31 protein-coding genes are annotated in these 26,869 nt (G+C 63.1%); 24 read left to right on the top strand and 7 right to left on the bottom strand.

All coding sequences use genetic code 11. The features are described from left to right. Nucleotides 1–4 precede the first annotated feature (4 nt). From ACP7C5_RS17185 to ACP7C5_RS17175, 3 genes are read right to left on the bottom strand one after another with little or no spacing between them, the layout of a single operon-like run. Nucleotides 5–391 (bottom strand): YdbL family protein, encoded by a 387-nt coding sequence (locus ACP7C5_RS17185; RefSeq protein ID WP_426265168.1) that lies wholly within the window; start codon nucleotides 389–391, stop codon nucleotides 5–7. Beyond that, nucleotides 391–627, bottom strand: a complete 237-nt coding sequence (locus tag ACP7C5_RS17180; RefSeq protein ID WP_322161398.1) for a YnbE family lipoprotein — start codon at nucleotides 625–627, stop codon at nucleotides 391–393. Before ACP7C5_RS17180 ends, ACP7C5_RS17185 begins: the two co-directional genes overlap by 1 nt. Then, nucleotides 624–3,773, bottom strand: a complete 3,150-nt coding sequence (locus tag ACP7C5_RS17175) for a YdbH domain-containing protein (protein ID WP_426265167.1) — start codon at nucleotides 3,771–3,773, stop codon at nucleotides 624–626. The genes ACP7C5_RS17180 and ACP7C5_RS17175 overlap by 4 nt, the downstream gene beginning before the upstream one ends. A 278-nt stretch (nucleotides 3,774–4,051) precedes the next feature. Between ACP7C5_RS17175 and ACP7C5_RS17170 the strand changes: the two genes are divergently transcribed. Continuing rightward, the gene (locus tag ACP7C5_RS17170; RefSeq protein ID WP_354287792.1) at nucleotides 4,052–4,711 is read left to right on the top strand and encodes a hypothetical protein; all 660 of its coding nucleotides are present in this window, start codon (nucleotides 4,052–4,054) and stop codon (nucleotides 4,709–4,711) included. 58 nt (nucleotides 4,712–4,769) lie between these two features. Here ACP7C5_RS17170 and ACP7C5_RS17165 read toward each other — a convergent pair whose 3' ends face one another. Beyond that, nucleotides 4,770–5,540: a hypothetical protein gene (locus tag ACP7C5_RS17165; RefSeq protein ID WP_426265166.1), complete on the bottom strand. Its 771-nt coding sequence runs from the start codon at nucleotides 5,538–5,540 to the stop codon at nucleotides 4,770–4,772. A gap of 508 nt (nucleotides 5,541–6,048) precedes the next feature. On the opposite strand from ACP7C5_RS17165, the gene ACP7C5_RS17160 reads away from it, so the two are divergent. The 19 genes from ACP7C5_RS17160 (at nucleotide 6,049) to ACP7C5_RS17070 (ending at nucleotide 21,473) form a co-directional block, all read left to right on the top strand. Next, nucleotides 6,049–7,275 (top strand): tyrosine-type recombinase/integrase, encoded by a 1,227-nt coding sequence (locus ACP7C5_RS17160; RefSeq protein ID WP_426265165.1) that lies wholly within the window; start codon nucleotides 6,049–6,051, stop codon nucleotides 7,273–7,275. 119 nt (nucleotides 7,276–7,394) lie between these two features. Continuing rightward, nucleotides 7,395–7,838, top strand: a complete 444-nt coding sequence (locus tag ACP7C5_RS17155) for a hypothetical protein (protein ID WP_426265164.1) — start codon at nucleotides 7,395–7,397, stop codon at nucleotides 7,836–7,838. A gap of 77 nt (nucleotides 7,839–7,915) precedes the next feature. Beyond that, nucleotides 7,916–8,083, top strand: a complete 168-nt coding sequence (locus tag ACP7C5_RS17150; RefSeq protein WP_426265163.1) for a helix-turn-helix domain-containing protein — start codon at nucleotides 7,916–7,918, stop codon at nucleotides 8,081–8,083. A gap of 511 nt (nucleotides 8,084–8,594) precedes the next feature. Beyond that, nucleotides 8,595–8,810 (top strand): hypothetical protein, encoded by a 216-nt coding sequence (locus ACP7C5_RS17145; RefSeq protein ID WP_426265162.1) that lies wholly within the window; start codon nucleotides 8,595–8,597, stop codon nucleotides 8,808–8,810. Beyond that, a complete protein-coding gene (locus ACP7C5_RS17140; protein WP_426265161.1) occupies nucleotides 8,807–9,175 on the top strand; it encodes a hypothetical protein in 369 nt (122 codons plus the stop codon). The genes ACP7C5_RS17145 and ACP7C5_RS17140 overlap by 4 nt, the downstream gene beginning before the upstream one ends. After that, nucleotides 9,172–11,298, top strand: coding sequence for an AAA family ATPase (locus ACP7C5_RS17135; RefSeq protein ID WP_426265160.1), 2,127 nt, complete (start codon nucleotides 9,172–9,174; stop codon nucleotides 11,296–11,298). The genes ACP7C5_RS17140 and ACP7C5_RS17135 overlap by 4 nt, the downstream gene beginning before the upstream one ends. Before the next feature lie 24 nt (nucleotides 11,299–11,322). Beyond that, nucleotides 11,323–11,778 (top strand): hypothetical protein, encoded by a 456-nt coding sequence (locus ACP7C5_RS17130; protein WP_426265159.1) that lies wholly within the window; start codon nucleotides 11,323–11,325, stop codon nucleotides 11,776–11,778. Then, entirely contained in the window at nucleotides 11,778–12,014 is a 237-nt protein-coding gene (locus tag ACP7C5_RS17125; protein ID WP_426265158.1) for a hypothetical protein, read from the top strand. The genes ACP7C5_RS17130 and ACP7C5_RS17125 overlap by 1 nt, the downstream gene beginning before the upstream one ends. 27 nt (nucleotides 12,015–12,041) lie before the next feature. Next, a complete protein-coding gene (locus ACP7C5_RS17120) occupies nucleotides 12,042–12,311 on the top strand; it encodes a hypothetical protein (protein WP_426265157.1) in 270 nt (89 codons plus the stop codon). Between the two features lie 147 nt (nucleotides 12,312–12,458). Next, nucleotides 12,459–12,809: a hypothetical protein gene (locus ACP7C5_RS17115; protein ID WP_426265156.1), complete on the top strand. Its 351-nt coding sequence runs from the start codon at nucleotides 12,459–12,461 to the stop codon at nucleotides 12,807–12,809. Nucleotides 12,810–13,090: 281 nt separating this feature from the next. Continuing rightward, nucleotides 13,091–13,243, top strand: coding sequence for a hypothetical protein (locus tag ACP7C5_RS17110; RefSeq protein WP_426265155.1), 153 nt, complete (start codon nucleotides 13,091–13,093; stop codon nucleotides 13,241–13,243). Then, nucleotides 13,230–13,778 (top strand): hypothetical protein, encoded by a 549-nt coding sequence (locus tag ACP7C5_RS17105; protein ID WP_426265154.1) that lies wholly within the window; start codon nucleotides 13,230–13,232, stop codon nucleotides 13,776–13,778. Before ACP7C5_RS17110 ends, ACP7C5_RS17105 begins: the two co-directional genes overlap by 14 nt. 126 nt (nucleotides 13,779–13,904) lie before the next feature. Then, on the top strand, nucleotides 13,905–14,690 hold the full coding sequence (locus ACP7C5_RS17100) for a hypothetical protein (protein ID WP_426265153.1): 786 nt from the start codon (nucleotides 13,905–13,907) through the stop codon (nucleotides 14,688–14,690). Between the two features lie 13 nt (nucleotides 14,691–14,703). Then, nucleotides 14,704–14,949 carry a D-Ala-D-Ala carboxypeptidase family metallohydrolase gene (locus ACP7C5_RS17095; protein WP_426265152.1) on the top strand — a complete coding sequence of 82 codons (246 nt, stop codon included), beginning with the start codon at nucleotides 14,704–14,706 and terminating at the stop codon, nucleotides 14,947–14,949. Next, nucleotides 14,949–18,446: a hypothetical protein gene (locus ACP7C5_RS17090; RefSeq protein ID WP_426265151.1), complete on the top strand. Its 3,498-nt coding sequence runs from the start codon at nucleotides 14,949–14,951 to the stop codon at nucleotides 18,444–18,446. The genes ACP7C5_RS17095 and ACP7C5_RS17090 overlap by 1 nt, the downstream gene beginning before the upstream one ends. A gap of 1,495 nt (nucleotides 18,447–19,941) precedes the next feature. Continuing rightward, nucleotides 19,942–20,250 carry a DUF3761 domain-containing protein gene (locus tag ACP7C5_RS17085; RefSeq protein WP_426265150.1) on the top strand — a complete coding sequence of 103 codons (309 nt, stop codon included), beginning with the start codon at nucleotides 19,942–19,944 and terminating at the stop codon, nucleotides 20,248–20,250. Further along, complete coding sequence (locus ACP7C5_RS17080; protein WP_426265223.1) at nucleotides 20,195–20,467, top strand: hypothetical protein; 273 nt, start codon at nucleotides 20,195–20,197, stop codon at nucleotides 20,465–20,467. Before ACP7C5_RS17085 ends, ACP7C5_RS17080 begins: the two co-directional genes overlap by 56 nt. Before the next feature lie 234 nt (nucleotides 20,468–20,701). After that, nucleotides 20,702–21,133 carry a DUF3761 domain-containing protein gene (locus ACP7C5_RS17075; protein WP_426265219.1) on the top strand — a complete coding sequence of 144 codons (432 nt, stop codon included), beginning with the start codon at nucleotides 20,702–20,704 and terminating at the stop codon, nucleotides 21,131–21,133. Between the two features lie 157 nt (nucleotides 21,134–21,290). Beyond that, on the top strand, nucleotides 21,291–21,473 hold the full coding sequence (locus tag ACP7C5_RS17070; RefSeq protein WP_426265218.1) for a DUF6961 family protein: 183 nt from the start codon (nucleotides 21,291–21,293) through the stop codon (nucleotides 21,471–21,473). A gap of 218 nt (nucleotides 21,474–21,691) precedes the next feature. Here ACP7C5_RS17070 and ACP7C5_RS17065 read toward each other — a convergent pair whose 3' ends face one another. Both ACP7C5_RS17065 and ACP7C5_RS17060 read right to left on the bottom strand, forming a co-directional pair. Then, nucleotides 21,692–22,735, bottom strand: coding sequence for a S1/P1 nuclease (locus ACP7C5_RS17065; RefSeq protein WP_426265149.1), 1,044 nt, complete (start codon nucleotides 22,733–22,735; stop codon nucleotides 21,692–21,694). A 94-nt stretch (nucleotides 22,736–22,829) separates the two neighbouring features. After that, entirely contained in the window at nucleotides 22,830–23,624 is a 795-nt protein-coding gene (locus ACP7C5_RS17060) for a hypothetical protein (protein WP_426265148.1), read from the bottom strand. A gap of 210 nt (nucleotides 23,625–23,834) precedes the next feature. On the opposite strand from ACP7C5_RS17060, the gene ACP7C5_RS17055 reads away from it, so the two are divergent. Beyond that, entirely contained in the window at nucleotides 23,835–24,482 is a 648-nt protein-coding gene (locus tag ACP7C5_RS17055) for a hypothetical protein (protein WP_426265147.1), read from the top strand. An 85-nt stretch (nucleotides 24,483–24,567) separates the two neighbouring features. Beyond that, nucleotides 24,568–24,828, top strand: coding sequence for a hypothetical protein (locus tag ACP7C5_RS17050; protein WP_426265146.1), 261 nt, complete (start codon nucleotides 24,568–24,570; stop codon nucleotides 24,826–24,828). A 340-nt stretch (nucleotides 24,829–25,168) separates the two neighbouring features. Here ACP7C5_RS17050 and ACP7C5_RS17045 read toward each other — a convergent pair whose 3' ends face one another. Further along, a complete protein-coding gene (locus ACP7C5_RS17045) occupies nucleotides 25,169–25,987 on the bottom strand; it encodes a DUF3800 domain-containing protein (protein WP_426265145.1) in 819 nt (272 codons plus the stop codon). Between the two features lie 267 nt (nucleotides 25,988–26,254). Here ACP7C5_RS17045 and ACP7C5_RS17040 point away from each other — a divergent pair, with 267 nt between their 5' ends. Then, nucleotides 26,255–26,476 (top strand): helix-turn-helix domain-containing protein, encoded by a 222-nt coding sequence (locus ACP7C5_RS17040; RefSeq protein WP_426265144.1) that lies wholly within the window; start codon nucleotides 26,255–26,257, stop codon nucleotides 26,474–26,476. After that, nucleotides 26,473–26,769, top strand: a complete 297-nt coding sequence (locus ACP7C5_RS17035; RefSeq protein ID WP_426265143.1) for a hypothetical protein — start codon at nucleotides 26,473–26,475, stop codon at nucleotides 26,767–26,769. The genes ACP7C5_RS17040 and ACP7C5_RS17035 overlap by 4 nt, the downstream gene beginning before the upstream one ends. Nucleotides 26,770–26,869: the final 100 nt, after the last annotated feature.

Genomic DNA, 26,869 nt, shown 5'->3' with positions numbered 1-26,869 from the left:
CGCCTCAGATGCAGCGCGAATCGCGCTCGGGGGCAGCGGCGCCGCGCGTCTTCCACTGGCCATCAGGACCCTTGTACTTCTCGCCCGGCGCGGTCTGGCCGATCAGATTGCAGCCGCTGGTGAAGGCGAACTGCTCGACCGTCGCACCCGAGCTCGCGCTCTGCTGCGTATAGGCCGCCTTGCGCTGGATATTGATGCTGTTGACCATCGCGCGCACTTCGGCGCTGACGCTGCCGACCACGCCGAGATAGCCGTCGGGCTGCTCGCCGACCTCACCTGCGGCGCGCGCCGCCTGATAGGCCGGGCTGCGCTGCGCCAGCGCCGCGGTCGCGGTGCCGATCAGGGCGATGGCGGCAAGCGGGGCGGCAAGGCTGGTGAAAATGCGTGTCATCAGAAAATCCCCGGTTGTGCCTGGATCAAACTCTTGGCCTGACCGTCGAGACGGTAGACGACTTCCTGCGTGACGCTGATGTTGAGGTTGATCACGATCGGCTTGTCGGGCGCGCTCACGGTTACGCACGCGCTCTGCGCCAAAGCGGCCACCACTATCGCGGCCATCGTCATCGTCCTCGTCATCATGCGCGTGGTCGGTCGATCCTTGGTCTTCGTCAATGCTGTTTCGTTCATGGCACGATCCTGCTGTCGGAAGGCTGAATGGGGGTAGGCGGCTTGGCCCGCTTGGTCTGCTCCTCGAGCAGCGTCGGCAGGTTGCGTTCGATCAGCCGGCGCGGGTCGTAGAAGCTCTGCGCCGAATCGATCAGCTGGCGGAAGGGCGCGCTGATCCGCACGTTGAAGATCAGCGGCAGCTTTTGCAGCCGGTCGAACAGGAAATTGCGCTTGGCGCCCGCCCCCTGCCCGATCCCGGCAAAGCGCACCTCGGTAATCATCTCGCCGGCGAGCGGCCCGTTCATCACGATCTCGAGGCTGCGATAGCGCAGCGATTTGAGCGCCTGGAACGCGAAATTGCCCCAGAAGCCGACATCCTTCTGCGTCACCTCGCCGACATAGGCGACCGTGCCGCCACCGGGCCGCACGGTGAGCCTGCCCTGCGCGATCCGCCCGCCGGTCGAATCGAACACCATCGGCAGCGCGCCGTCGAAGATGCCGGTGGCGTTGAGGTTCTTGAAGTCGAATTGCTGGAGGAACTGGTCGGCGCGCATTCCGTCGACGCGGAAGGTCATCCGCCGCTCCTGCGCCTTGTCGAAATCGAGCAAGGTCGGCTCGAGCGTCAGCGTGCCCCCCGCAAACGGCCAGCGCCCCTGCTCGACCGCGATCCGCGTGCCGCGCAGCAATTGATAGCGCACCACGCCGTCATTGACCGCGATCCCCGGGTTGAGCGTCTTGATCGTCGCGACTTGGCCCGGCGCGCTTTCGAGCGCGAGCAGATCGGTGAAACGGACTTCGCCCTTGATCCCCGTCGCCGGGCCGAACGCCGCGGCGAGATCGGTGCCGGGGGTGCGGAACACGCCGTCGCTCGTCACGCCCTGCGGCGTCCAGCGGATATGCCCCTCGCCATTCACCGACCCGACGACGTTGGCGATCACGCCATAGGTCAGCCGCGTCAGCGCATCGGGCTGGAATTGCGGACCGAAGACGATGCCGGGGACAGTGAGATCGGCATGCCCTGCCCCGGCGCCCAGATCGTGCGCGATCGTGACATCGGCGACCTTGACGCTCTTGCTCGGCTCGAACAGCGTGCCGCGTGCCGCGATCCGGTTGTCGGCGAGCGTCAGCGCGACACCGCGCGCGGCGAGCGGATGGAAGCGCGGATCGGTCGCGCTGTCCGCGACGATCAGGCCCCCATCGAGCGCCAACACGTTCGCGGCAAAGCGCCAGCGCCCGGTCGCCGCGGACAGCAGCAACGGCACCGCGCCGATCTGTCCGCTCGCCCCATCGAACGTCCCCGCGAGGCCTCCAGCCGCGAGGCTTCCGCCGAGCGTCGCGACATCGAGCCGCGTCACCCGTTCGGGCGCGCCCAATCGGACGCCGAGCCCCGTCGCCGCAAAGCGCCGTGCGCCGAACAGCCATTCGCCGTGCTGCAGCGTCACGCCGATCGGCGCGAAACCGAGCCGCCCGGCGAGGCGGATCGGACCGATCGTGCCGCCGCCGCGCACCGCGCCCTGCTCGAGCCGCAGCAGCGCGCCGTCGCGCGGGCACAACGTCACGCTCGAGCGCGGCAGATCGAGCCCGCCGAGCGCGAGCCGCTCGAACGCCAGCGGCGCGCAGACCGGATTGAGCGTCAGCCCGGCGCGCCCGTCCCAGCGCGCGTCGAGCGGGAGGCTGAGCGCGGTGACCTGGCCAGTGCCGAGCGGCCCGCTGAGCGCGGCACGAGTCGTGATATGCGTCGCGCCGCCGGTGGTCGCGCTAAAGTCGATCGGGGTCAGTGCGAGCCGCGCAGCGCCGGCGGCATATGGCGCGACGATCGCTCGCCCAACCAGCGGCGCGCCGAACCCCGCCTGGCGCACGCGGACGCTGGCGTCGGGCAACCCACCGCCGCCGAGCGTAACGGTGCTGTCGATCCGCACGCCGCCGGGCCAGCGGTAGAGCAGGCCGTTCCCGCCAGCGAGCGTTGCCCGCGCACCCGACGCCGCCGCAAAGGCGAGCCGCGAGACGATCACTTGCCCGCGCCCGGCATTGAGGATCGTCGAGACGCGCGCATCGACATCGCCCGATCGGCCCGCGGCCTGCAGCGCAGCGACCGCTTGCGCGACGATCGGCCCGATCGGAGTTCCGGCGCCCACCTCACGCAGCGGGTCGAGCCGCGCGCGCCACGCTGCTGGCAGCCGCGCGCGCGTCGCCTGCGCGCGCCCATCGAACGCGAAACCGCCGTCGGCGTAGCGATAGCGCCCGGCGAGCGCGGTCCGCAGCGCCGCGACGCCCGCCGCCGCGGCAGGCCCCGAGCGCAGATCGAGATCGCCCGAAACATCACGCGCCGAGCCGACGAAATCGACCGACCCCGCCAGCCCGCGCAGCTCAGCGCCGCCGCCATCGAGTGCGGCGATCGCCAGCCGCGCCGATCCGCGCCCGCTGTCGAGCTTGGCGGCAAGCGTCGCCGTCAAATCGGCGCGCGCCGTGGTGATTCGGGCGCCGCCGCAGTCACCGCGCGCGAGCGTGACGGGGCCGGTCAAGCTCGGTTGCGCCGCGCGCACCTGGATTTGCAGCACCGCATCGAGCGTAGCGAGACGGCAGTCGCCGAGCTCGAACGCCGCCGCTTTCGCACCGAGCGTTCCGGCAAAACCGTCGTCGAGGCGCCCCGCCCCGACCACGTGCAGCGCGACCGGGCCGTACGGGGTCGCAAGCGCGATGCGGCCATCGGCGATCTCGGCCTTGATCGCTGGAAGCGCGAACGGCTTGCCCGACGGCGCGGGCAGCAGGCGATCGATCGTCCCGAACGACACCTTCCCGTCGGCAAGCGTTGCGCGCATCGTCACACGCCCGACGCGGATCGCAGTGACGCTCGCGCCCGAAACCCACAGGCTGGTGTCGACCTCGATCCAGTCGGCCAGCAGATCGGGATGGCGCGGATCGCCGATGCGGACATTGGTCAGCCGCTGCGTGCGAAACCCGATCTGCGCGATCTCATAGCGCGCCGGAATGCCGCGCGCGGCGAGCGCATCGTCGATGAAATGCTCCGCCACGGGTTTGCGCGCGAGCCACGCTGCGCCGAGCATCGCGAGAAACACAAGGACCGCACCGCTTATCCAGCGCCAGCGGCCGCGGCGGGGAAGGGAAGCGTCCGCAACCGCCGCTGCGCCTGGTACACTGTCGGTCACCCGCTATCCCTATTGCGCGACGCTACCGCTCGCAAGCGATCGCGCTGGCGCTCGGTACGTTGAGGTGTGCGATTGCGCCACCGAGCGCGTCGAAGCTTTGTCGAATTCGGTGCCGTCCGACGACCTGAAAATAACAAACCGCAATATCGAAATATAATACGATCCCTCCTTACTCGGATACTAACCTAAGACGTTCAGATACTTTATCGATTACTTTTTGGAACAATAGTGGCGCGATCGTCACCGATCGGGAATATGCAGGGTTTGAAAATCGGTTTTTGCGAGAATCAGTTCGAAAAACCATCATGATCGCGAGGTGGGCAGTGGCAATTGTTTCCTTCGAGCCGAATTTCATCTTCATCAAAACTCGGAAAACCGCCGGAACTTCGCTCGAGGTGCATCTCGCGGAAGCGTGCGGTCCGACTGCGATCGTCACGCCAATCTATCCCGCCAACCCACTTCACGCGCCACGCAACTGGACGCATTACTATAATCACATGCCGGCTCGTGAGATCCGGGTCGCGCAGCCGGAGCGATTCGTCTCCGCCTATAAATTCGCCTTCGAGCGGCATCCTGTCGACAAATCACTGTCCTACTACGCGATGCTGCGCCACTCGCCGCACCATTACAGCGCGACCGGACCGCAAAGCTGGCGCGACTATGTCGATCAAGGCGAATTCCCGGTCGACGACGGCCTTTACACCGATGACGATGGCACACTGATCGTCGACCGCCTCTATCGCTACGAGGAACTGGACCAGAGCCTGATCGACATCTCGGACCGGACGGGGCTTCGCCATCGCCCGCTCACGGCCCGCGAGAAGACCGGCTTTCGCCGCGACGATATCCCGAGCTTTGCCGAGGTCATGGCGGATGCGGCGATACGCAATCGGATCCTGCAGGCCTTTGCCTCGACGCTGAGTCATATCGCGTATTGAGCCGCAACCCGCCTGCCTCCACCGCGCGCCGCGATCGGTCGCGGGCCAGCGTCGCCGCTTATTGCAGCGGCGTCGTCGTGGTCGGCGGATCGCCGGTCGGAATGACGTTGTTGCCGAACGAGCGAACCACACCGCCCGACAGGATATCCAGCGACTTGACGCTTCCCAGGATCTGGTCGTTCGCGATGAACACGTCGTTGCCCGCACCGGTGACCTTGACCCCGTCGGTGGTATTCCCAACCAGCAGCGAATTGAACAGCTTCACATGGCCGAAGCCCGGCGTGGAGTTCACGATGATGCCATTGAGGCTTCCGGTCAGCAGGCTCTGATCGACGGTCACTCGCGACTGGTCGACGGTCTGGACCAGGATGCCGGTATCGAAATTGCGGATATCGCAGTCGCGGATGAGGACTTCCGCCGCCCGCGTGACCAACACCCCCGACAAAGGCGGCACCGAACCGGCATTCTTGAGCCCTTCGAGGTCGAGCCCTTCGAGGACGACCTTGTCGGTCGCCGCAGCGTTGATGACGATACCGTTCGTACCGGCGACCAGCACCCCGGCTTCCACGCCGACCGCGCGCAGCGTGATCGACTTGGTGATCGTCACGCCACCGAAACCGCCCGAATCGATGACATTGATTTCGCCGCCCGCTGCGGTCTTGGAGATCGCCCCGGCGAAGGTTTTGCACGGCGCCGTGCGCGAGCATGGATTGGCATCGTAGCCGACCCCGGAAACCCAAGTCCGCGTCGCCTGCGCGAACGCCGGGGTGGCACCCGCCAACAGCACCACGACGAGCCAGACGCAGAGATTTCTAACAGTGCCGCGCATAATCCCCCCGCAAAGACGAGCGTACGCACTGTACAAAGCAAGAGAATGTTTATCACACCCACAGCCCGCACCTAAACACTTATTTTATCGGTATTTCCACAAGCATATTATTAACACGCGTAATTCCGGGAAACGACAGTCGGATACTGGAGAAAAGGTGCGCCTTTCGCCACCTGCCGTTCCTTCTAGGGGAATTGCTGCACGCGCGTCGCGACAAACACGCTCCGCTTCCACAGTCCCGCGCCGAGCCTGCACCCACGAAATACGCGCGCAAGCCCGGACAGAGGCTTCTCCAGCGGTCGATTTGCTATGCTGGAATGTGCTCCGCTAGACCGAGCGGACAATGGCTGGATGCCCCGTGAGGACTATAAGTAAATGTTCGCCGACATTCGCTACTGCCCGCGAATGCCCTGAGCGTTCTCTCTGGGTTCCGGTTTGATCTTTCGCCATGTTCCGCTAGTGTTCGCCGGCAACCGCGCTAAAGTGTGGTATCGGATGTGGGGCCAATATGGGTAAGTTGACCGTCGCCTTCGTGAAGAGCGCCAAGCCGGGCCGTCACGGAGACGGCAAGGGGCTATGTCTGATCGTGAAGCCGTCCGGCGGCAAGTCTTGGGTGCTGCGCATCCAACACGGCGGCAAACGCCAGGATATAGGCCTCGGCTCCCTCGACTTGTCAGCGCGCTCGCCCGAGGACCGGCGTGAGTCCGAGAAGATGTCCATCTTATTACGGCGCGATCTGACGCTCGCCGAGGCGCGGGAGAAGGCGGACGAGCTTCGGAAGTTCGCCAAGTCGGGCCGTGATCCCATCGCCGAGCGTGATCGAGATCGTGCGGCCACACCCGATTTCAAGAAAGCGGCGGAGCTTGCGCACGCCGCGCTCAAAGATGGATGGGAGGCGAAGAACGCCGCCGCCTTCCTTTCGCGACTTGAGACTCACGCCTATCCTCTGCTCGGCAAGGTGCCGGTCGACGAGATCGATAGCGGTGAGATTCAAGACGCTCTTAAGGCGATATGGCTGAGCAAGCCTGCCATGGCGCGGAAGGTGCGGCAGCATATCGCCACCGTGCTCAACTACGCTAAGTCGAAGAGCTGGCGTGATAGCGAGGCGCCGAGCAAATCGGTCAGCGTTGGCCTCCCAAACCAACCCGAGGGCGGAAACTTCGACGCCATGCCCTACGCCGAGGTGCCGGCATTCGTGGCCGATTTGATGTCGAAACCCGACACCAACGGCAGGCTGGCCTTGTTGCTTGTCATCTTTGCCCCTGCCCGCCCCGGAGAAGCCCGGCATGCACGGTGGAAGCATATCAATTTCGATAAGCGCGAGTGGAGCCGCCCCGCGGAGATGATGAAGAACAAGAAGGCTCACACCATTACGCTGAATGCGCCGGCGATAGCGCTGCTTAAGCGCTTAAAGGACGAACGATCGCCGAAGCCGGACGATCTGATTTTCCCCGGCCGCGGTGGCAGCCCGCTATCCGACATGACCCTTACTGCCGCGCTGAAGACTGCAAAGCAGCCCTACGACGCGCACGGTTTTCGCAGTTCGTTTCGCGATTGGGCCGCCGAGAAGATGCCGGCCATGCCTGATCCTGTCGTGGAAGCAGCGATGTCCCATCTGGTGCCTGACAAAGTGATCCGCGCGTACAAGCGGACCAAGTTCATCGAGATGCGGCGCGAGCTGTTGGATGCTTGGGGGCTGTACGTTATCGCACTACAGAGCGTCGGGCTTCGCTGATGACGATTAGCGACCCTAGAAAGCTTAACCTCCGCGCGTGCCTTGCCTTAGCGGGAGCAAGCTTAGACTGGCGCGCAGACGTCCTGGCTCTGCTGCGATCGGACGAAAAGATAGAACCGATGTTTCGGCAAGCGCTAGCTGCTGCTGTCGCAAACCAATCTGGGCCCGGACCTCGGCTCGATCTTCGAAACCTGAAGCCGAAAAGCGACCACTTTGACAAGGTTGCCAGCCGTCACGACTGGATGCGGATTGGGCGCTGGATAGAAGCCCGTCACGCCGAAGGTGGGACCTACGAAGAGGCCATATGGCGCGCCGTTGAGAACTTCACCGGTAGCGACGGAGCACCGATTAGCGAAGGAAAATGCAAAAAGGCGCTAGGCTATTATCAACGTGCGAGCCGCTGGGTGGAAACCGCGATACTCAGCCCGCAAGGTGCAGATCTGGGGCGAGATGGGCTCGAGAAGTTTCACCATGAAATGGACGCTGCCCCCGTGGGCAGTGCGTTCACGCAGTACAACGCCAAGCTGATCGAGCAGTTGGGATACCGCACTGAAATGCGATAGGTGGTCCCCGCTTCCGCCCTGCCATAACTGATTTGCCGTCCGCCAGCGACCGTGCTGGTCCATCGGAGTACGGCAATATGGAACCTATCACTGTAACCATCGCCGACACGCAGCGTGTCACCGGCCTGGGGCGCACGAAGCTTTATGAGCTGATCGGTAACGGTCGCCTTAAGACTGTGAAAATCGGCCGCCGCACATTGGTTAGCACCGACAGCATTCGCGCCCTCGTCGGCGAAGCTGCGTGATTGATGCTCGCGACATCGGTCGGGGCGCCGCAGCCCTGTAAGCAGAAAGGCCGCCCTGTGCCGGGGCGGCCTCTCACGGATTTCATCAACAGCAACGATCGACCAGATAGCACCGCGACCATTCGCCTTCAACATTTGAATACCCGTTGCGGGGTTAACGGGAACCGCGCGCACCTCATCGCAGGCTTGGCCTGGGGCGAGGCGTTCGCATGAACATGCAGTCTTACCCCCATGGTGCGGCAGATGGCGCCACCGACACTTCGCGTCGGGCGGCAAGATCGCTCGACGTTGGAGTCAGTCGCCTCCAGCGCATCGCTCTTGTCGCTATTCGCGAGGCGGGCGGACGCGGGCTTACCACGCACGAGCTGGCGGCGCGGGTCAACATACACCGCGATACCATGCAACCCCGCACGTCGGAATTGCGGAAGCGCGGCTTGATCCGGGACAGCGGCGGCCGGCGGCATAATTTCAGCGGCAAGTTTGCGATCGTATGGGTCGCGGGGGGCGGATCATGACCCACGAGTTCGCCAACCATCGCGAGGCGGCGATGGCAGTCCTCACGAGCGGCGCGGTCCTCAGTCGGAAAGAGGGGCAGTTCCTCGGCGGTTGCGCTTTCGATTTCGGGCCGCTGACGGAAAAGCAGATCAGGTGGCTGTCGATCTTGCTCGATCGTCATGCCGTTCGGGCCGCGGTCCCCGCCGCCGTTCCGAGCGGAGCCGTGCATTGAGCGCGCGCATCTATTGGGGCGCTGCATGGAAGCGCGCCCGGGACCTTCGCGCAAGCCGCGGAAAGGCCCCTCGCCTCGCGGTTCGCCGTGCTATCCTGCTTCGGCAGGGTGCGAATGGATCGTGGATCGTCGGCATCCATGAATGGCGCTTTGGCATCTGGAAGCCGCCGACCTGGCTATGCGGATGGAGCACTCTGCCCGATGCGCGGAAGGCCGCGCTCGATGCCTGGGACCAGCACCGGCTCCCGCTGCTGTGGGCTTACCACGGTGAACGCAACATGCGTCCGTTCTTCCGCAACCTCAACGAGCCACCGATCCATGCCGCCGCTCGTTCATCCGATAATACAATCGAGAGGGCCGCATGATGGCGACCGCAGCAAGCCTGCCCGAGCCGCTCGACTTCGCGCAACTGATGCCCCAGGTCGCGACCCGCCTGCTCGGCACGCCCAACGAACGCATGTCGAAAGGCTCCCGCCTCCGCTTTGGCACGCACGGATCGATGGAAATCGACACTGACGAAGGTTGGTTTTGCAACCACGAGTCGGACGGTGACCGCAGTGCGCGCGGTGGCGTTCTAGACCTGATCCAGCATCGCCAGCGCTGCGACCGAGCAGGCGCGCTGCGTTGGCTCGAGGATCAGGGCTTGAAGGATCGCACCCCCGTGGTCGCTGGGACGATCGCCAGAAAGTTCTACGATTATCGCGGGCCTGATGGGACCGTTCTGTTCCGCGTCGAGCGGCGCGGCAAAGACATGTCACCGCCGTTCCTGCAGCACGGTCCGGACGGGCGCGGGGGCTTCCATTCCGCCCGCGGGTGCATGCAGGGCGTGGCTCGCGTGCCCTATCGCTTGCCCGAGCTTCTGGCGGCCGATCCTGCGGCGATCGTCTACGTCTGCGAGGGCGAGAAGGACGTCGACCGCCTCACGCGCGAAGGACTGGTCGCGACCACCAATCCGGGCGGCGCTGGCAAGTTTACCGCAGATCTAGCCGTCCATCTCGCCGGGCGTCGTGTCGTGGCGCTCGAGGATAATGACGCGCCAGGCGCAGCCCATGTTGCCGCGGTGCTGAAGGTGCTTGCCGGTGTCGCCGGCCAAGCGGCGGCGCTTAAGCTCCCCGACTTGCCGCCGAAGGGTGACGTCAGCGACTGGCTCGACACCAAGAGCAGCATAGGTTCGAACCGCGTGTTTGATTTGACGCAGTTGGCAGAGGGCGCCTTGACCGCGCCTGTGGCGAAGGCCGACATATTCGACATCGCCGACCTGGCGGTATGGGCACGCACTGCGCCGACCCCAAAGGCGTTCATCATGGCGCCGTTCATTCCACGCGATGATGTCGTGATCATCACCGGCGACGGCGGGACCAACAAATCGACGCTCGCGCTGCAGATCAGTGCCTGCGCAGCGGCCGGGAAGCGGTTGCTCGGCATGGACGTCGTGCCCGGCCCCGCGCTCTACATCACCGCCGAGGACGACCAGCGCGAGAACCATTGGCGGCTCGACAAGATCGCCAACACCATCGGCACAACCGTCGACCGCCTTATCGGCCGGTTGCACATTGTCAGCCTCCGTGGCCGGATGAACAATGAGCTGGCGACTTTCGACAGCGAGGGGAAGTTGCGTGCGTCGCCCGCATACAAGACGCTGCGCGCCACGATCGAGCACACCGGCGCCAAGCTAGTCACCCTCGACAACGTTGCTCACCTGTTCGCCGGCAACGAGAACGACCGCAGCCACGTCACTGCATTCGTGAACCTGCTGTACCAGATCTGCGGCGATCTAGGCGTCACCATCCTGCTGATCGCGCACCGCAACAAGGCTGGCGATTCCTACTCGGGCAGCACGGCGTGGCTCAACGCGGTGCGGTCGCAGCTCCTTATGGAACGTCACAACAAGGACGACCCGGACGCCCGCCGGCTGTCACTTGGCAAGGCGAACTATGCGCGTCAGGGCGAGTCCGTGGAATGTCGCTGGCACGATTTCGCACTGATCCTGAATTCCGACCTGCCCGAAGATCAGCGCCGCGTGCTGGCCGCCACGATCCAGGCCACCGCGGACAATGCCGCCTTCCTCGCGTGCCTGGCAGAACGCACGCGACAGGGCCGGGCAGTGTCCGATGGATCAGGCACGAACTATGCGCCGGCGGTGTTCGCGGAGATGCCCGAGGGGCGCAATATCGGCAACGATCGGATGAAGGCTGCAATGGAACGGCTGTTCCGGATCAACCGGATCGAGAAGGCAATCCTATGGCGGGACAAGGCGAAATCGCGTGACGTTTCGGGTCTGCGCGAGGTGGCCGAAACTTCCCCGACCGACCACCCCGACCGCCCCCCGACCACGCTCCCCGACCGCCCCCGACCAGTACCCCCGACCGACACCCCAAACACACCCTCCCCTAAAGGGGATAGCGGCGCGGCCTCACGGGCCACCGCGCCCGCTAATTCCAGGATGATTTTAGCGCCCGGCGAAGGGGGCGACGATGTCGATCTTTAAGCTAGTTCTATTCGGGATTTTGGGATGACCCAGCCACGTAAAACTCACGCAGGAACGCGCGGGAAGCCGTTCGCGCCAGGCAATCCCGGCCGCGTGCCAGGTAGCCGCAACCGGGCGACTGTGGCCGCGGCCGCGATGCTGGACGGTGACGCCGAGGCATTGACCCGTAAGGCGATCGAACTTGGCCTTGAAGGGGATACGGTGGCGCTTCGCCTTTGCCTCGAGCGGCTTGTCCCGCCCCGAAAAGACTCGCCAATCGTTTTCGATCTCCCCCCAGTCACGACCGCGGCGGATGTCGTCAGCGCTTCGGCTGCGGTGCTTAGCGCCGTCGGCGCTGGCGAGATCAGCCCGGACGAAGCCGGCCGCGTGATGACCCTGCTGACCGCGCATCGCGCGATCATCGAGACCAGCGACCATGCCGAGCGCCTCGCCGCGCTGGAAGCTGCCGCCAGTACCCCAATCAACCGAAGGAGAGCATGATGTCCATATCGACCCGAATCCGAAAGCTCGAGGATGAGCTTGGCCCTGACGGGCGCCTTATCGTCTGTTCGCGTCCAGCCGACATGACCGACCCGGAATTGGAAGGGTATCTCCATTCCTTCGGCATTTCCACGACCGCTCAGGATCTGATCATCTCCATAGAACGCTTTGGCGACCGACACCCTGACCCGTGGGTGATGATCGACGGTCGCGCGGTGGCCGCTCCACGCGATTAATCGCCAACCAATCACAGGAGATTGATGATGTCAGCTATCGAAAATCGTATCGCGAAGCTCGAGCAGAAGCGGCGAGGCGAAACCATCGTAACCAGGCCGCCCGGCATTCCTGCTGATGCAATGCAGACAATCAGGAATGCGGCCGCGGCCTGCGGTACTGTCAAGGAACTCAGCGCCTATCTGAAGGGCCTTGAGGACAATCCAACCGATCACATCGTATCGCTAGACGACCATCGCCGATCCGATACGGTGCGATCTGCATTTGCCAGAGCGTTGTTTGACGAGATGAACGGGTAACGAAATTCGACAAGGACAATGCCGTGCGGCACGTACTCTTCCCAGCTGGCCTGAACATGGGCCTGTTCGCCCCGACCAGCCGGCGCGCCGAAGTCGTTGAATTTTGCCAAGACCAGCTGCATCGGATGCAAAATTAGGGGGCGGTTCATGCGGTCGGGTCATCGTCTTGTCTTGGGAATGCTGGCTCTGTGTTTGGCCGGATGCGGCGAGTCCCGCGTCACCGTTCTCGAGCGCGAAAATCAGGAACTAAGGGATCAGATCAGCGAGCTGCAGCAGAAAATCGAAACGACTACAGAGGCAGCTGAGGAAGTGAAATCTCATGCGGATGCGGTGGAGAGCGCAAGTGATGATCTGCAATCCCAGACGGCGCGACTGGATAGCGAAAACTGGAAAGACGTCGTCGGCGACGTGAAATCGGCGAGTGACGATGTTGGTTCAGCCAAGGACGACCTCAAGGCGGCCACCTCTGACCTCGACGATGCAACCAGTTCAGATTGAATACATCTTTATCAAGACGGTGGCCGACAGCTCTACGCTTTGGGCATACACCGATGCCGTCGTACCGCTCGGCGCATAGCAACACATCGTCCGACAAATGTAATTAGCACTTGGTCCCAGATATAAGTGTGTTATGATAGTCCCGATACAGCGCGGCTGACTTCGGCTTCACGCGCTCCACCAGTTGGAGCGTTATTGTGGTCAGTCTTGTGAGCGCTGAAGTTATCTCGCAGCCTGCATCCATGCCGAACGCTTCCTTCGAAAGCTAGGAAGTAGGCGAAATGCGTGCCTCTGTTCAAAACGTTCCCATCCAGTTCCGGGCGAATGTCAGGTTGCTCACGGCAGCCCGCGCGAAAGCCGATCGGGAAGGGATGAGCCTGTCGGAATTGATGCGCGGCGCGCTTCGGCGCGAGCTTTCCCATGGCAGCAACTGAGATGGCCGGCGCGCACGCTGGCACCACGATCGACGGCGTTGACGGCCTCGAGGTGCCGCCATTCGATGCCAATGCCGGCGTAGGGCTTGTGGCCTCGCTGGCCTTGCTCGGTTCAGCTACCGGCGACCTGAGCGCGCAACGCTATATCCGCGATGATTGGTCCGCCAACCTTTACGCGCCGGAACGGGAAGGCCCCGATTCCGATCTTAGGGACGCTGGCGGGCTGCTTATGGCTCGGCTGTGTGCCGCGCATGGCGATGCGACGGACGCTAACACGCTGGCAATGCTCTTGTTCAACGTCGGGCTTCGGTTCCGCGATCGGGGCCGGTTCTCAATCGGTTGGGAGTGCGTTGCAGAAGCGCTGAGCCTTTACGAGCGCCTTGGCGCTGCGGGTAATGCGGAGGCGGTCGAGACAGCAAAGGGGATTATGGCATCTATCCCCGTCGAGGTGGTCGCCATGGCTAAGAATTACTCTCTCCAGGGGAAAACAGATGGAGCCGAACCGGTCCCCACTTGCCTCCGCGCCGTCCATTAAGACGGTGGCGGAATTGCTCGCGCAACACCCTTCGGCCGAATTGTTCCGAACCCCCTTGCCGACGCCTGGGGGAATGATCGGGCTGGCTGGCCCTCTCGAAAAGCGGGAATCGAAGTGATGGCAGGGATGGGTTCTTTCTTCGGCCGCATCAATCCCGGCCTCCAGGGCGATTTTACAGGGTACATGGGGCAAGACCAGCTCGCCGGGATGCCACCGGCACCGGCGCAGCCCGCAGCCGCTCCTACACCGTTCGTTTGGGGGCAGGGAGGCGCAAAGCTGACACCGGCGCAGTTGCTCCTACGGCAGCAGCAGGCTGCGCAGCTCTCGCAGCCCGACTATTCCCCGGTTTCGTCCGTATGGCAGGGCCTCGGCCGCATCGTGGACAACGTGCGTGGGGCGATCGACACGCGGGCAAACAAAAAGGAAGCCGTGGCGCAGCAGGCGCAACAGTCGGCGGTTGCTCAGGCCCTGCTAGACGGAACGGGCGGCAACGCCGCGATCAGCGCCGCCTATGCCACCGGCAATAAGGACCTCGCCGAGCTGGGCGGGAAGGTCTTTGACTTTGGCCACCCGAAAGCCACCGCGCCGCACTATTGGGAAACCAATAACGGATCGCTCGGCATGGTCGGGGCCGATGGCAAGCCCGCTATCGTCTATCAGGACCCGACGCCTAAGATCAATTGGATCACTGCGGACAATCCCGATCACACCAAAACGATTATCCCGGTCGGTCCTAATGGTCCGTTGTCGGCGAGCGGCATGGGCGCACCCGGCGCCGCGGCGGTGGCACCACCGGTCGGCACTGTGGAGGACGGCCACCGATTCCTAGGTGGAGATCCTGCGGACGCAAGCAACTGGCAAGCCGTGGCGCCGGGAGGTGCGGCCCCCAGCGGGACCGCCACCTTTCGCTAGCTGGCCTGACCCGATGAAAGCCCCCGGCACTGTCACCAGCGGGCGCAGGACCGTAGCGGGGAACGCGGCGGTCGGCGGCGCTCCGCATAGCCACCATTTGGATGGCGATGCGGTCGATTACGCCGGCGCGAGCCTTCACGACCTCGAGCGCTACTATGCTGGGACGCCTGCCCGCTTCCTAGACGAAGGCAATCACGTTCACGTCACGCTGCCCGGCTATGGGCGCGTGCCCCTCTTCGGCAAGAATGGAACACGATAATGGCCGGCCCTTGGGACAAGTATCGCACGCAAGCCGCAGGCCCAAGGGGTAGCTTCACGATCGGGCAGGCCGATCCCTATGCCGCGCAGATCGAGAAGGAACGGCTCGACAACGCGCGCGCCGACAACGCCCGCACGCCTTACGACAAGCGCACGGCGGCGGCGAACGCGACGAAGGCCGAAGCGGACGCTAGGAGCGCGCCGACTATCCAGGCGGCTGACGCGCGTATCAAGAACGCTCAGGCGGACGCGATCGAGCGCGCCAATGCGGAAGCCGCGGCGGACGCTGCGGCGTCAACGATGAAGCCAACGGGCAAAATGCGGCTTGAGGATCTGCCCCCGGCCGCGCGCCCGATCGTGCAAGCGATGCTATTGGGCAACCTCCCCGTAGGCGCTCGGTCTGTCACGTCGCCCAAAATGCTGCCGTATCTGCAAATGGCGATCAACGTAGATCCTAACTTTAGCGCGGCCACGTTCCCAGCTCGAGCCGCCGCGACCAAGCAGCTTGCGGATATGAAATCGACGGGCGGCTATCTCACGTCGCTCGCGGCCAATATCGATCACTCGCGCGAGGAAGAGGCCGCAATCGAGCGTCTCAACAATCCCGGTGGCCTCTATGGCCGCTGGGGCGGTGCCGCGCTCCATAACTATTTCGTCAACAAGGGTGGCCCGGCTGGGGCGGCATTCGACCAGGCAAACCGCGTCTATTCGGGCGAACAGGTCAAGAGCATCGTGGGCAATGTCGGCTCGGCCGGTGGCGGTAGCGCGCTGGCGGATCGCCAAGACGCTGAGCGGGCTATCTCCGCAGATATGCCGATCGATGCCCAGCGGGCAGCGCTGCGCATCGGCGCTATCCAGAATTACCAGAAGTACCGTGACGCAGACCAGGGCTTCATGCGGACGATGGGCACGCATATCCCCAACGCGCTTTCGCAGGAGCAGGCGGCGCAGTTGCTGCATATGATGCGACTGCAAGAGGACGGAAGCGAAGGGCCGATCCCGAAGGACGTTGACCCCGCTTTCGTGGCGCTCGCAACTGGCGGCAAGCCGGGCGGCAATGACCCCTCGCACCCGTGGCGCGACAATGGCGGCGGCTCGCCGCAAGCGCCTCGAGAAGAGGGCAGCATGGTTGCGACCAATGCGCAGTTTCTCAACCAGTCAGACCGGAAGGTTGCGCAGCAGATCGACGGCATGGTCCGCGCGGGCAAGTCGGCCGCGGAAATCAACAGCGTTTTGCAGCCGCTGGGCTATCCTGGCGTGGACCAGAAATCCGTAACGCTGGCGCAGGAGCATCACCGGAACAACCCGAGCTACAAGGGCAGTTACGGCGATGCGATGCACTACGTTGAGCAGGGGACAAACACCCGTGCTGGCAACGAGATCGGGCTTAGCACCTTGGGCTCCGGCGCGATCGGAGCATACGACGGCTTGAACTCGCTGACGTTCGGCAAGATGGGCGAAGCGGCCGATTACCTCTCTGGCAAGCCGGGGCAGTCTGAGCTTGCCGCGTACGCTGCGGGCGAAGTCCACCCGATCGCCAAGGGCTTGGGGCAGCTTATCGGCACCCTTCCGGCTTTCGCGGGCGCAGAGGCTGGCCTTGCTGGCTTGGCGGCGCGCGGCGTCGGCGGCTCGAGGGTCGCGGCCTTGCTCGCAAAGCCTGTTACCTCGGATCTAGTGGGCGGCGCATACGCAGGCGCCGGTAGCAGCCCCGACAATCGAGTTGCGGGCGCTTTGTTTGGCTCGATTGCGGGCGCTGGCGGTGGCACGATCGGCCGCAACGTCGTCTCGCCTGTCGCGGCGGCGCTTGCTCGTACCAGCGCAGGAAAGGCCGTCACCGGGGCAGCAAACGAAGTCGGCAACGCAGGCCGGCGCGCGCTCAACCTTCCGGAAGTCGTGCCAACGGTCGCGCCGCCCAAGCCGTCCGTTGCCGAGGCGCTGATTATGAAAAAGGCGGGCAATGCCGGTGTCGATGGCATCGCAGCTCAGCTAGCCGAGGCGCAGCGCCTGGGGGTGCCGCTGGCGCTCGCTGACACGCACCCGGCGCTGACCTCGCTGTCGGGTGCCGCGGTGCGCCGCTCGCCTGACGCTGCGGCCACCGCGGAAGGCGCGCTATTGCCGCGCGCTCGAGGCCAGATTGACCGGTTCGGGAACGCCGTAGAGCGGGACCTTGGGCCTATCGGCAATATCCCGCAAATCAGCGCGGATATGACTGCGCAGGCGCGTGCCGCAGCGGGGCCGCTATACGATGCTGCTTACGCCAACCCTGTGCCCAGCACGCCGGAACTTGGCGCCACGCTCAACACACCGTTCGGGCGGCAAGCGCTTGGCCGAGCGCAGACGATCGCGGCCAATGAACGGCGCGCGCCCAGCGAACTTGGCTTTTTCCAAGATGCCGAGGGCAACACGATCCTCAACCCACAGCCGAACCAGCAGATCGCTGACCATTTGGCAGCGCGTGCGGAACTGGATGACGCGCAGAACGCCTATCGCATGGCACGCAACGGTGCCGGCGACATGGGCCAAGCACAGCAGCGCGTCGTCATGGCGCGGGAAGCGCTGCGCCGCGCAGAAGGTGGTCTAGCGGGCGCTCCCGATCCTTCCGCGGCAGCCAGCGTGCCCAACTATACCACGCAGACGCTCGACTATGTAAAGCGCGGCATGGATGACGTGCTCGAGCAGCATCGTAACCCAATCACAGGACGCCTTGTGTTGGACGAGGCTGGCCGTGCCCAGAATCAGGTCAAGAACCAATTCCTCGGGGAAGTCGATCGACTGAACCCGGCTTACGCTGATGCGCGCGGCGCATATGCTGGACCGGTTCAGGCCCGCGACGCGATGGCGCGCGGGCAGGACGCGTTTTCGCTGAACCCGGACGAGCTTGGTATGCAGGTCGCTGGGCAGACGCCCGAGCATCTTGCTCAGATGCAGCTTGGGTATAGAGACGCGTTGATGAGCAAGGCTAACGCAGTCCGGTATTCGACAAACCCATTCGATGCGACGCTAGGCACGCCGGCCGCAGAACAGCGATTGGCAGCACTCCACCCGGATATGCCAAGCATCGCCGACCTTCTGCGCCAGCGCGATCTGGAGGGGCAGCTTGCCCGCACCAACACGGCTGTCCTTGGCGGATCGCAGACCGCAGGGCGCGTTATCGCCGACCAGGACTTTGCTAATCCGATCGTAGAGGGCGCGCTGCACGCTGGCGCCGCCGTGGCAACACACGGTGCGTCGATTCCCGGCACCGCCGCGCGTGTGGCTGGTGCGGGCTTGCGAGACCGCATCGCCATGGGCTTGGGCGAAGGCGCCACGCAGAAGGCAAGCCGCATCGCTGAGTTGTTGCTCAACCCTGACCCAGCAGCATCAGCGGCTACGCTTGCCGACCTCGCGAACGCGTCTCAGCTCTACAAGGATTACATCCGGGCTAACAACACTCGCTTTGGGGCTCCGCTCGGCGCTGCCGGCGGGGGATGGGTTGCCTCGGGCGGCGCGTCGAATTGACGAAGCCGCCCTTCTCCTTGGCCATAGCCCAACAATCACAGCCTTTAAGGCGCAAGCGCCCGCGATCTCGAGTGCGGTCATGAAGCGGTTGTAGCCGATTTGTTCTTCAGCGCCAGCCTAGCCCGGGATGCAGAAGGCCTGAGGAACATTATAGCTTGTGATGATTGCAGGGGGTGGATTGTTACGTCGCGCATCCGCGATCCGTCGTGCGCTTTCGGCGTTGATCGCGCGAACGGCCAGTTGGCATCGGCTTTCTGTCGAATAGCCAGTAACGGCTACTCCTTCACCCCATTGCACAACCAATTTCCAAGCGTTGGCGTCGCCGGGCGTTTGGGCTGCGATAAGCATTGCGAAAAAATACATAACGCGGCCTTCACTAGTGTCAGGGGCGGTTCGTATGTACCCGGGTGCCTCGCTTGATCAACCATCCTGCAAGCTCCCCTATTCAGAGGGGGCGTCGTGGAGCGATGCGACCGTGCCGCCGTTCGATGGAACAAATATTGGGTCCGCTATCATATGGGCGAATGCCGGTGATGCCCGTCGCCCAACCCGATTGACCGGATAACCTGCTAGCCGCATTATCGAAGTGCGGCGAACGGGTCGCGCGGAGGGGGAACATGAAACTGATCGCGGTGGAGGCGACGCTCGCAATACTTTTGGCTGGAATGCCTGGCGTGGTTAGCGGGCATCGCGGCCCACCCGTCCGCGATCGGATCGAACGGCCGCCGCACGATCACACCCGGCATGGCATGTTTATTGGAGCATTCAGTGGGTTAGGCAACCGTCCCGGACACCACCGCGACTTTGGGTTTAGCCATCGGTAGAACGGAAGGCCCCCGCCCTCCACTTCGTAGGTTTCCGCGGCAACGAGTACAATTCCGCCGTGAAGATCTGCTGCAAGGTCGACTTCATCCACACAGTTTGGGACGGGTGGGCGCAACAGGACATGCACCCGGCTGACACAGTCATCTTAGCGCGGGGGACCGAGGCGGACCCGGTGGCGCGTTTCAATTATCCGCACGGGATTAATGTCCGTTTTTAAGGTGCGAGGGCAGTCCGGTTTCCCGCCTCTTAGTAGTTGACCAAGTTGCTGAATCAGCGTGAACTTCGGCCACGCGGCGACTCGACCGCTGAACAGGGGAAGATCATGAAACGAATCGTAGCTATTATTCTCGTCGCGGCTTTGTCGGCTTCAGCGCAGGCTAAGGGTGGCCCGGGACACGGCGGAGGACATTCGAGCCATTCCACTTCCGTGCGCTCAACTGGAAGCACCGGCGAGCATTGGACGACGGGGCATACGACGAAGACTGGCACCTACGTGCAGGGTCACTACTCAACCAACCCGAACGCAACCCGGAATGACAACTACTCCAGGATCGGTAACGTCAATCCTCACACCGGTGAAGCTGGCACGAAGCCGGGGGACGAAGACCCTAAGTAAGAGCCGGCTTGGGCGCGGGTTGACCTGCGCCCAAGGCAACTGGCGTCCGTCACAATGGTCGGAGGGATCATGCCAAAACTACTGAACTTTATCGCAACAGGAATGATGGTCCTGTCGCTCACGGCGGGCATTGCCGACGCGCGACACTATACGCATCGGACCCACCACACCTACGGCTCCTATCGCGGGGGCGGTGGTCACGATTATTACACCAACGTCAGCGGGCACAGCGTGCACCGCCCTGTCCAATCCTCTAGTGCGCCAAGTGGCGCGACGGCAAAGTGCGGCGACGGTAGCTGGAGTTTCAGTGAAAATCACCGCGGAACGTGCTCGCACCACGGCGGGGTCGGCCGTTGGCTTTAAGGTATCGCAGCGTGCAGTGCGGCAGCAAATCATGACGGTAGCACCTTGGGAATTCTGGTCGCTCGCTACGATTCTGATCGGCACCCATGGGGATCAGGCCGAGGAGGAAGCGGCGGAGCGTCTTCGCGTTGCCGAGGCAGAGGACGACACAGGGCAGAAGGTTGTTTGGACCGAGGTGATCCGTAAGTTGAAGGACATTCGGGCCGAGAATGCATAGCGAGAAGCGTGATTGCACCGTCAGGCTTATCAAGGCAGACTACGATCGATAACCGGGGAGATTGATGTGAAGCGCATTCTTTTGGCCGTCGCAGGCCTTGTGGCCCCCCTCGCACTCACCGCCGCGCCAGCCCACGCGCAGGCCGCCCGGCATTACGACTGCACGAAGGCCGGCAACGCCAACAAGACTGTCTGCAAAGGCGCGGTCGCTGCTCCCGCTGCCAAGCCTGCAGCGATGCCGATGGCGCCCGTAGCGACGTCCGCGCGCCACTATGATTGTTCCAAGGCGGGCAACGCCACGAAGGCCGCTTGCAAGGGTGCGACACCGCCCCCGGTAGTGGCGAAAGCTGCACCAGCCGCGCCAATGGCTGCGCCTGCCGCTCGACACTATGACTGCTCGAAGGCTGGAAATGCGAACAAGACGGCATGCAAGGGAGCCGTCGCCTCGGTCGTGCCAGCTCAAGCGCCTCAGTCGGCCCCGGTCGCCGCACCGGCCGCACGCCCCGCGCCGACGGCCCCAGCGGTTCGGGCGCCTGTTGCCGGCCAGAACACCAATCCCGCAGGTCCGAACGGTGCGACCGCGAAATGCCGCGACGGAACGATGAGCTTCTCGGCACACCGGTCCGGTACATGCTCGCGTCACCAGGGCGTCGCGCAGTTCTACTGACCCAACGCCCAACCTGAGCGATGCCGAACCTCTGGGCCAACCTAATGCCTCCTCAGCCGGGATGGAGGATCGCGCTAGCTCGGGCAGAAGCGATCCTGATCGGCGCCCTGCTTGCTGTCGGTCTCGCGTGCGGGATTGTCGCCGAGATCAAGACTTGGTGACGCCGCAGCACGAACGCTGGGCCGAGGCGCTTCTCATTGAAAAGACGCATGGCGCCGATGCGCCGCGCTGGATAGCGGATCGCATTGGGGCGCTAGCGCATCAAGGTGACGAAGATGGAATTGCCCGGTTGCAAACGATCGCAGCGCTGCTTGACCAACTGCGGCAGCCGAGCGGATGATACTGAATCCGAATCGAAAGGACCGCTGATGCTCCGCCTGACCCTTGCGCTCGCCGCCGTCTCAATGCTCGCGACGCCCGCTCTGGCTGCACCCTGCCGCGACGGCCACGGCAAGTTCATGAAGTGCCCGCCCAAGCGCGCAAAGCCGGTTCGTTGTCGAGAAGCGCACGGTCGGTTTGTGAAGTGTGGAACGCCCGGCGCGCGTCCAGGCTGAGCTTCTATCTTGCCAGCCTGATGCATTTGCGTCGAAACCGCTGGCGTTCTTTCCCGTGGAGTCCGCGCTGATCGGCTTCTGCTGAACATTCCAGCGATGCCGGAGTGCGGCCGCTCTCGGCGGCGCGATCCGATGCCCCGGCGACGGGTGCGGTCACCGCGGGGATAATGCCCGTGGTCGAGATCTGCACCCGCGCCAGCGCAAGGTTCAGCATCTCGCCGAGCCGGACGCCGGCCCGCTCGAGTTGAAGCGCGGCAGCAGCTTGTGCCCTGGTGTCGTAGCCGTCAGGGAGCGCAACGGGCGCGCCGCTATCGCATCCGGGCGGTGACCCGATCGTGTAAACGACCGAGCGCGCCACAATGAACGCTTCCTGCGCCCACGCTTGCGCGTCGGCTGCCTGCCACAGCGCTCGCTGCGCAGGTGTGATCCTGCCGCGCAGCATCATCGCGATTGCCGCAGGATCGGACCCGAGCGCTTCGACCACAGTCGTGTCCCAATACGCATGTAGGTTCTGGGTACGAACACCACCGAGCGACAGCAGGACGCAGTTGCCGCCGCGGTCGTGATTGTCGGATGCGTGCAGGGGCTGGTGCAAATCTCCGGCGAAGTGGAGCAGGAACTTCAACGAAAGTAGCCGTTCGCCTGGGCTCGTGCCCAGCGCCCCCAGTTCGCTTTCGAACTCGCGCACCTTGTCTATTACGCAATCCCGCTCCGGCCCTGCGCTTGCGGGGCTATTGGCGGTGGGATGGCCGAAGCACGCAGCATCGACATCGGGATGATCTAACTCGGTGTCGACGAAGTGCCATTGCGCCGTCTCACGATGACCGTGCGAGCGGAACGCGTCCGCCCATGTCGCCTCGGCCGCCATGTCGTGGCCGGTGAGTGGGTCGGTATCGCCTGCCAGGATTGCGTCGACCTTTGCGCGAACAGCGGGCGTCAGTTCCGCGCGCGCGATGTCGGCGACGACTTGATGGCCCTTGTAACCCCAGGCGGATGCGGGCCCGGGGAATGCGGAGACAAGGACGGCTAGAGCGATCAGAATGCGCATGCGGTGCTCTTGCCACTTAGGGCGCCTCGCGCAAGGTTTGCGTTACGGTCACCCGGCCGGAGGCGAGCTTGGCGGAAAATAAGGCGACCGGTGATCAACCCGGCTGGCGCTCCCATTCGCCGTCGCCGGCCCGACACCAAGCCTCCGTCGCAGACCGTGCAGCCGAGTCATTCGTTATGTAAACATTGCGGCATGTCCGATCTCCGGTCGTCGTGGGCGAGCTGACGACCGCGAAGCCTCGTTCCCCATCCGCGCGCCAAGCTATCGCTTTTCCCGCTTCGAGCGCGTCGATCCGTGCAATAGCGATCGCGCCGCCAATGTTGTTCGACCCCGAGGCTGGTCGACGGTCATCCTCACTCGGAGAAGGTGTCGTCCGCGGCTCTTCTGCGATGGGAGCTCGGCCTCCTTCGACTTCTTTCTGAGGCGTCTCCGCCATAGGCCGCGTATCCAGGTCGGCGTCGCCTTGGGTCGGTTCGGCGCTGTTGAACGCGTCTTCGCTGGACCGTAGCGGCAGAGCTTCCGCCCCGTTCGAATCAATGGCTGCGGTTTCGTTGCCTGCTGCCAGAGGCGCAGGCGTAGGCAACCTCAAAACAAAATAGATCACAGCGCAGATGATCGCGATCGTAGCGATTCCGGTCCTGATTGCCCGAGCGCGCTGGCGCCGAAGCATTTCAAGGTATGCGGGATAGCAGTTTGCGTAGCAGAGCTTCATTTTCACGTGGCGATAACGCGTGCTGCTGCCCCCACCGACACCTAAGCCGCCTTTCGTGCCCCGATAGACTCTGGTCGAGCTGCTTGTGCTCGACACCTCCCGGATCGTGACCTTGGCAAATTGATCGGCGGGATAGATGTCTCCGCACTCGTCGCATGACCACTCAGCCTTCGCCATCAGCTCCCCCAAAAAACTTCCGCCGTTGCGTCGGCAAGCGAGACTATTCGGATGGTCCCTGGTAGTCGATGGTGAACGCTACGGCCGAGCCCTCGATGATCAAGTCCTCGCTCCACTTCATTCGTTCCGCGGCGAAGGGTATCACTCGGCCGTGCAGATACCCATATGCCTTGCGGCGAGGGAGTTTTCCGCGCGGCGGAGGGTGTAGCCTTGGAAGAACGCGAAACTGCGGGTGCTAAGCCTATCCATTCGAGGAAGCATGGCAACGAGTTCCCTCAAGAAATAGTGACACGGCAGGATGCCGCTCGACGCCAGCTCACCACGGCAATTGACCTTGTTCTGGGCATCGGCGATGCGGTGTCCGCTAATGTGCTGGCTTGGTCAGCGGTGGAGATGTTGCGAGGTGTCGCCAAAGCCCGAGGTGTGGACACTTTTAGCGGCCAGCTGGAGGACCGAATTAAGCCCGAGTTTCTAAGATATTGGCGCAATATACTTAAGGAGCACTACAACTATTTTAAGCATGCGGATCGCGATCCTGAAGGTGTAATCACAGATTTTACGCCTGAGTCGACCACTTGGACTTTGTTCGGAGGGGTGCTCGATTACGTTCATATTTATAAGACCAGGACCTGGTCGATGTTGGTCTACCAAATCTGGTTCCTTTCGCGGCACCCCGAGATTACCTTAGATGAAACTGCGGAAATGGTTTCGGCGCTTGCGCCCGGCCTTCGCTACCCCGCCGGCAAGCCGCTTGACGAAGCTGTCCAAGCGGCGTTCGAGATGGTGGATAATGGTCGCAAACATCCCGAGTTGCTCGCGCAACTAGGACCTGCCTGGCTGAAGACGCTCGAGCCGTAGGCTTGGGCGTCTGGGCGTATAGAACTTTCGGTCTGGAATGAATTCTCTTCGAACATCGCTTTGTCAGCGCAACGGAGACGGCACCATGAACGCCCGCAAAGTGCCTTATGCCGTCGGCGACCGAGTCTTTTTCTGGTCAGGCCGCGGCTCGCAAGGATATGCAGTTATTCGCGAGATACGGGGCAACCGAGCGCTTCTCGACCCGGAGCCTGATGCTTTACGGGGTAGCGATTACCGCCTGTTCACTCAGCCGGCCAAGCGCATCGATGGTTGGACCCCGCGCGACTACGGCCTGCCGTTCTCTCAAATTAATACGCCACCAAGGCCGTGGTTCCAGGACAACTGACCAAGCTGCCTGCCTTGCGGAGCCGTCCTCCATCGGTCACCCACCATTTACGACGTTTTGCAGGGAGTTTCCCACCCTCACGCTCGGAATACCCCCATGCGGCGGCTCAGGATGGCGCAGGGCGCGCAAAAATTATTTTTACCCCATCGACCCCCACAAAGGTCCACTAGCCCCCTATTGAGCTTCCTAACGTACCTATGACCGTAATGTCGATTGCTCCGGTTCGGCGAAAGTCAAGCGACATTTGACAAAAATGCGGTGGAACAGCATATCTTCCAACGGGCCTAGCCCACGAGGTCTCCGTAGGAGGCTGCATAGGGCCGCATCGAAAGGTGCGGCCCTATTGCGTATGGGTCGTGAACCCGTCGAAACAGCTGTATTTGATGCCACCAACCGACCGCTGGTCCTCCGGCAAATGAGCTTCGATAAGCTTCCCCGCGTCGCGCAAAGCGGCGTACGGACGGTAGGAGCCATCGTAGGCTCCCTTGCAAAGAGGGTACAGCATTAGGTCGGCAAGCTGGACCATCGGCGATGTCTTACGCTTGAATTTCAGGTCATAGAGCTTCGACTTCATGACGGCTCCGTCTAACGGACGGTACTTCGGATTGCCGCCGGCGGCGAAGGGCATTCCCTCCATCCGCATCTCGTCGAAGTACCCCTTGAGCAACTTCTCGGAAGCCTTGTCGGAGCGCTCGACATAAAGCCTGACCCTGCGATCGTGCGCGACGGCAAACTTAGCCGCCCGTTCGGCAATAATAGGAAACGCCGTCTTGCAGAGAGACCAGCGCTCGGTTCCGTAAATTGGCGTATATCGGGCATTATAACCCGGCCGATGGATGACGCAGGCCAGTGCTATAATAGGCGATCCGACAAGCAAGTCTTCCAGATCGCCGTAGAATCGATGCTGGTCCGCCTTCTCGAGCTGCCCAATCCAAGCGAAATTCTCGCTTCGATGTCGAATACGGACCGAGTGCAATGGGTAGGTGATTTCCCAGCGCTGGCAGAAATCAGCGTACCGCTGGCGAATTGAAGCCTCGTCTTCGCTTGCCACGAGAATCCCGCCCAGCGCGAACCAATCTCCGCCAAAGTGAGAAGGGCCAGGCTTTCGATCTGGGTTCCGCGTCCCCGAGTCGTCGATGTAAAAGTTGAATTCCTGCATCGACGCGATTGATGTCCTGTGAGCGCAATTTCTCAAGCGCGGGCGGTGGGATAGGCGCCGCTGTCATACGCCGCGGCCACAAGATGTACAAACACCTCTCACTTAGGGTCGGAAGGCTCCAAGCCGCGCGGCGCGGCTAGTCCCGCGCTTGGTGACATTCGCGTACCGATTTGATCTCTGGGGCAGTTGGATTTGATCGCCGCCGCGCCGCCCTGCATGGGGAGAGCCGCCACCACGCATATGCCGCTCCAGCCACAGGAGACGACATTGCCCGACCATTTCCAACCCGCCGTTATGACGGTTCAAGACTTCAGCCGATGGGCGCGCCTAGGTCGCACCCGGATCTATGAGGAGTTTAACTCCGGGGCGCTGAAGTGCTTCAAGCTCGGCCGCCGAACCCTGATCCGGCGCGTCGATGCCGAAGCATGGCTTGATCGGCTACAGCAGCCGGCGCAGGAGCCCAATAAAATCACGGCAAACCGTTTGTGACCGGCCGTCCGCCCCTGCTGGAGCTGCGCACTGCTCGGTTCCAGCCCGCAAATCAGCTTTCTGAAGAAGGTGATCCCCGCGAAATGACTGCGGCAATCACGTGGCTGATCAAATCGCGCATCCCCGTTTATCGGGCGTCAGCAATCCAGCTGAAAATCGGCTCACTCTCTTTCTACCCATCCACGGGAACGATCAATTTCGACAACTGCCGACGCGAACCGGTGCGCGGCTTAGCCGGTCTGAAAACGACCCTCGAGAATGCGCTCCGCCGAGAGCTTCCGGCAATCGACTAAACGCTGGGGGAGTTGGGTGTCGATGCGGATGTCGAGCGCGTGTCTAAACGCCTATTTATATCAACACCTTACTGCTTACACCCCTTACCTTAATGCCTTT

Source organism: Sphingomonas sp. PWP1-2, from assembly GCF_049898305.1.
GTDB classification, from domain to species: Bacteria; Pseudomonadota; Alphaproteobacteria; order Sphingomonadales; family Sphingomonadaceae; genus Sphingomonas; species Sphingomonas glacialis.
The sequence above is the reverse complement of the archived record's forward strand: the minus strand, read 5'-3'. Positions and strand labels throughout refer to the sequence as shown.

Bases quoted from the DNA above. Each gene is read 5' to 3' on its own strand.
- ACP7C5_RS17115 (WP_426265156.1), top strand. From the start codon at position 12,459: ATGCGGTCGGGTCATCGTCTTGTCTTGGGAATGCTGGCTCTGTGTTTG.
- ACP7C5_RS17060 (WP_426265148.1), bottom strand. From the start codon at position 23,624: ATGGCGAAGGCTGAGTGGTCATGCGACGAGTGCGGAGACATCTATCCC.
- ACP7C5_RS17155 (WP_426265164.1), top strand. From the start codon at position 7,395: ATGTTTCGGCAAGCGCTAGCTGCTGCTGTCGCAAACCAATCTGGGCCC.
- ACP7C5_RS17090 (WP_426265151.1), top strand. From the start codon at position 14,949: ATGGCCGGCCCTTGGGACAAGTATCGCACGCAAGCCGCAGGCCCAAGG.
- ACP7C5_RS17160 (WP_426265165.1), top strand. From the start codon at position 6,049: ATGGGTAAGTTGACCGTCGCCTTCGTGAAGAGCGCCAAGCCGGGCCGT.
- ACP7C5_RS17085 (WP_426265150.1), top strand. From the start codon at position 19,942: ATGGTCGGAGGGATCATGCCAAAACTACTGAACTTTATCGCAACAGGA.
- ACP7C5_RS17110 (WP_426265155.1), top strand. From the start codon at position 13,091: ATGCGTGCCTCTGTTCAAAACGTTCCCATCCAGTTCCGGGCGAATGTC.
- ACP7C5_RS17150 (WP_426265163.1), top strand. From the start codon at position 7,916: ATGGAACCTATCACTGTAACCATCGCCGACACGCAGCGTGTCACCGGC.
- ACP7C5_RS17130 (WP_426265159.1), top strand. From the start codon at position 11,323: ATGACCCAGCCACGTAAAACTCACGCAGGAACGCGCGGGAAGCCGTTC.
- ACP7C5_RS17050 (WP_426265146.1), top strand. From the start codon at position 24,568: ATGAACGCCCGCAAAGTGCCTTATGCCGTCGGCGACCGAGTCTTTTTC.
- ACP7C5_RS17180 (WP_322161398.1), bottom strand. From the start codon at position 627: ATGAACGAAACAGCATTGACGAAGACCAAGGATCGACCGACCACGCGC.
- ACP7C5_RS17075 (WP_426265219.1), top strand. From the start codon at position 20,702: ATGCCGATGGCGCCCGTAGCGACGTCCGCGCGCCACTATGATTGTTCC.
- ACP7C5_RS17125 (WP_426265158.1), top strand. From the start codon at position 11,778: ATGTCCATATCGACCCGAATCCGAAAGCTCGAGGATGAGCTTGGCCCT.
- ACP7C5_RS17100 (WP_426265153.1), top strand. From the start codon at position 13,905: ATGGGTTCTTTCTTCGGCCGCATCAATCCCGGCCTCCAGGGCGATTTT.
- ACP7C5_RS17095 (WP_426265152.1), top strand. From the start codon at position 14,704: ATGAAAGCCCCCGGCACTGTCACCAGCGGGCGCAGGACCGTAGCGGGG.
- ACP7C5_RS17135 (WP_426265160.1), top strand. From the start codon at position 9,172: ATGATGGCGACCGCAGCAAGCCTGCCCGAGCCGCTCGACTTCGCGCAA.
- ACP7C5_RS17120 (WP_426265157.1), top strand. From the start codon at position 12,042: ATGTCAGCTATCGAAAATCGTATCGCGAAGCTCGAGCAGAAGCGGCGA.
- ACP7C5_RS17185 (WP_426265168.1), bottom strand. From the start codon at position 391: ATGACACGCATTTTCACCAGCCTTGCCGCCCCGCTTGCCGCCATCGCC.
- ACP7C5_RS17165 (WP_426265166.1), bottom strand. From the start codon at position 5,540: ATGCGCGGCACTGTTAGAAATCTCTGCGTCTGGCTCGTCGTGGTGCTG.
- ACP7C5_RS17145 (WP_426265162.1), top strand. From the start codon at position 8,595: ATGACCCACGAGTTCGCCAACCATCGCGAGGCGGCGATGGCAGTCCTC.
- ACP7C5_RS17105 (WP_426265154.1), top strand. From the start codon at position 13,230: ATGGCAGCAACTGAGATGGCCGGCGCGCACGCTGGCACCACGATCGAC.
- ACP7C5_RS17065 (WP_426265149.1), bottom strand. From the start codon at position 22,735: ATGCGCATTCTGATCGCTCTAGCCGTCCTTGTCTCCGCATTCCCCGGG.
- ACP7C5_RS17045 (WP_426265145.1), bottom strand. From the start codon at position 25,987: ATGCAGGAATTCAACTTTTACATCGACGACTCGGGGACGCGGAACCCA.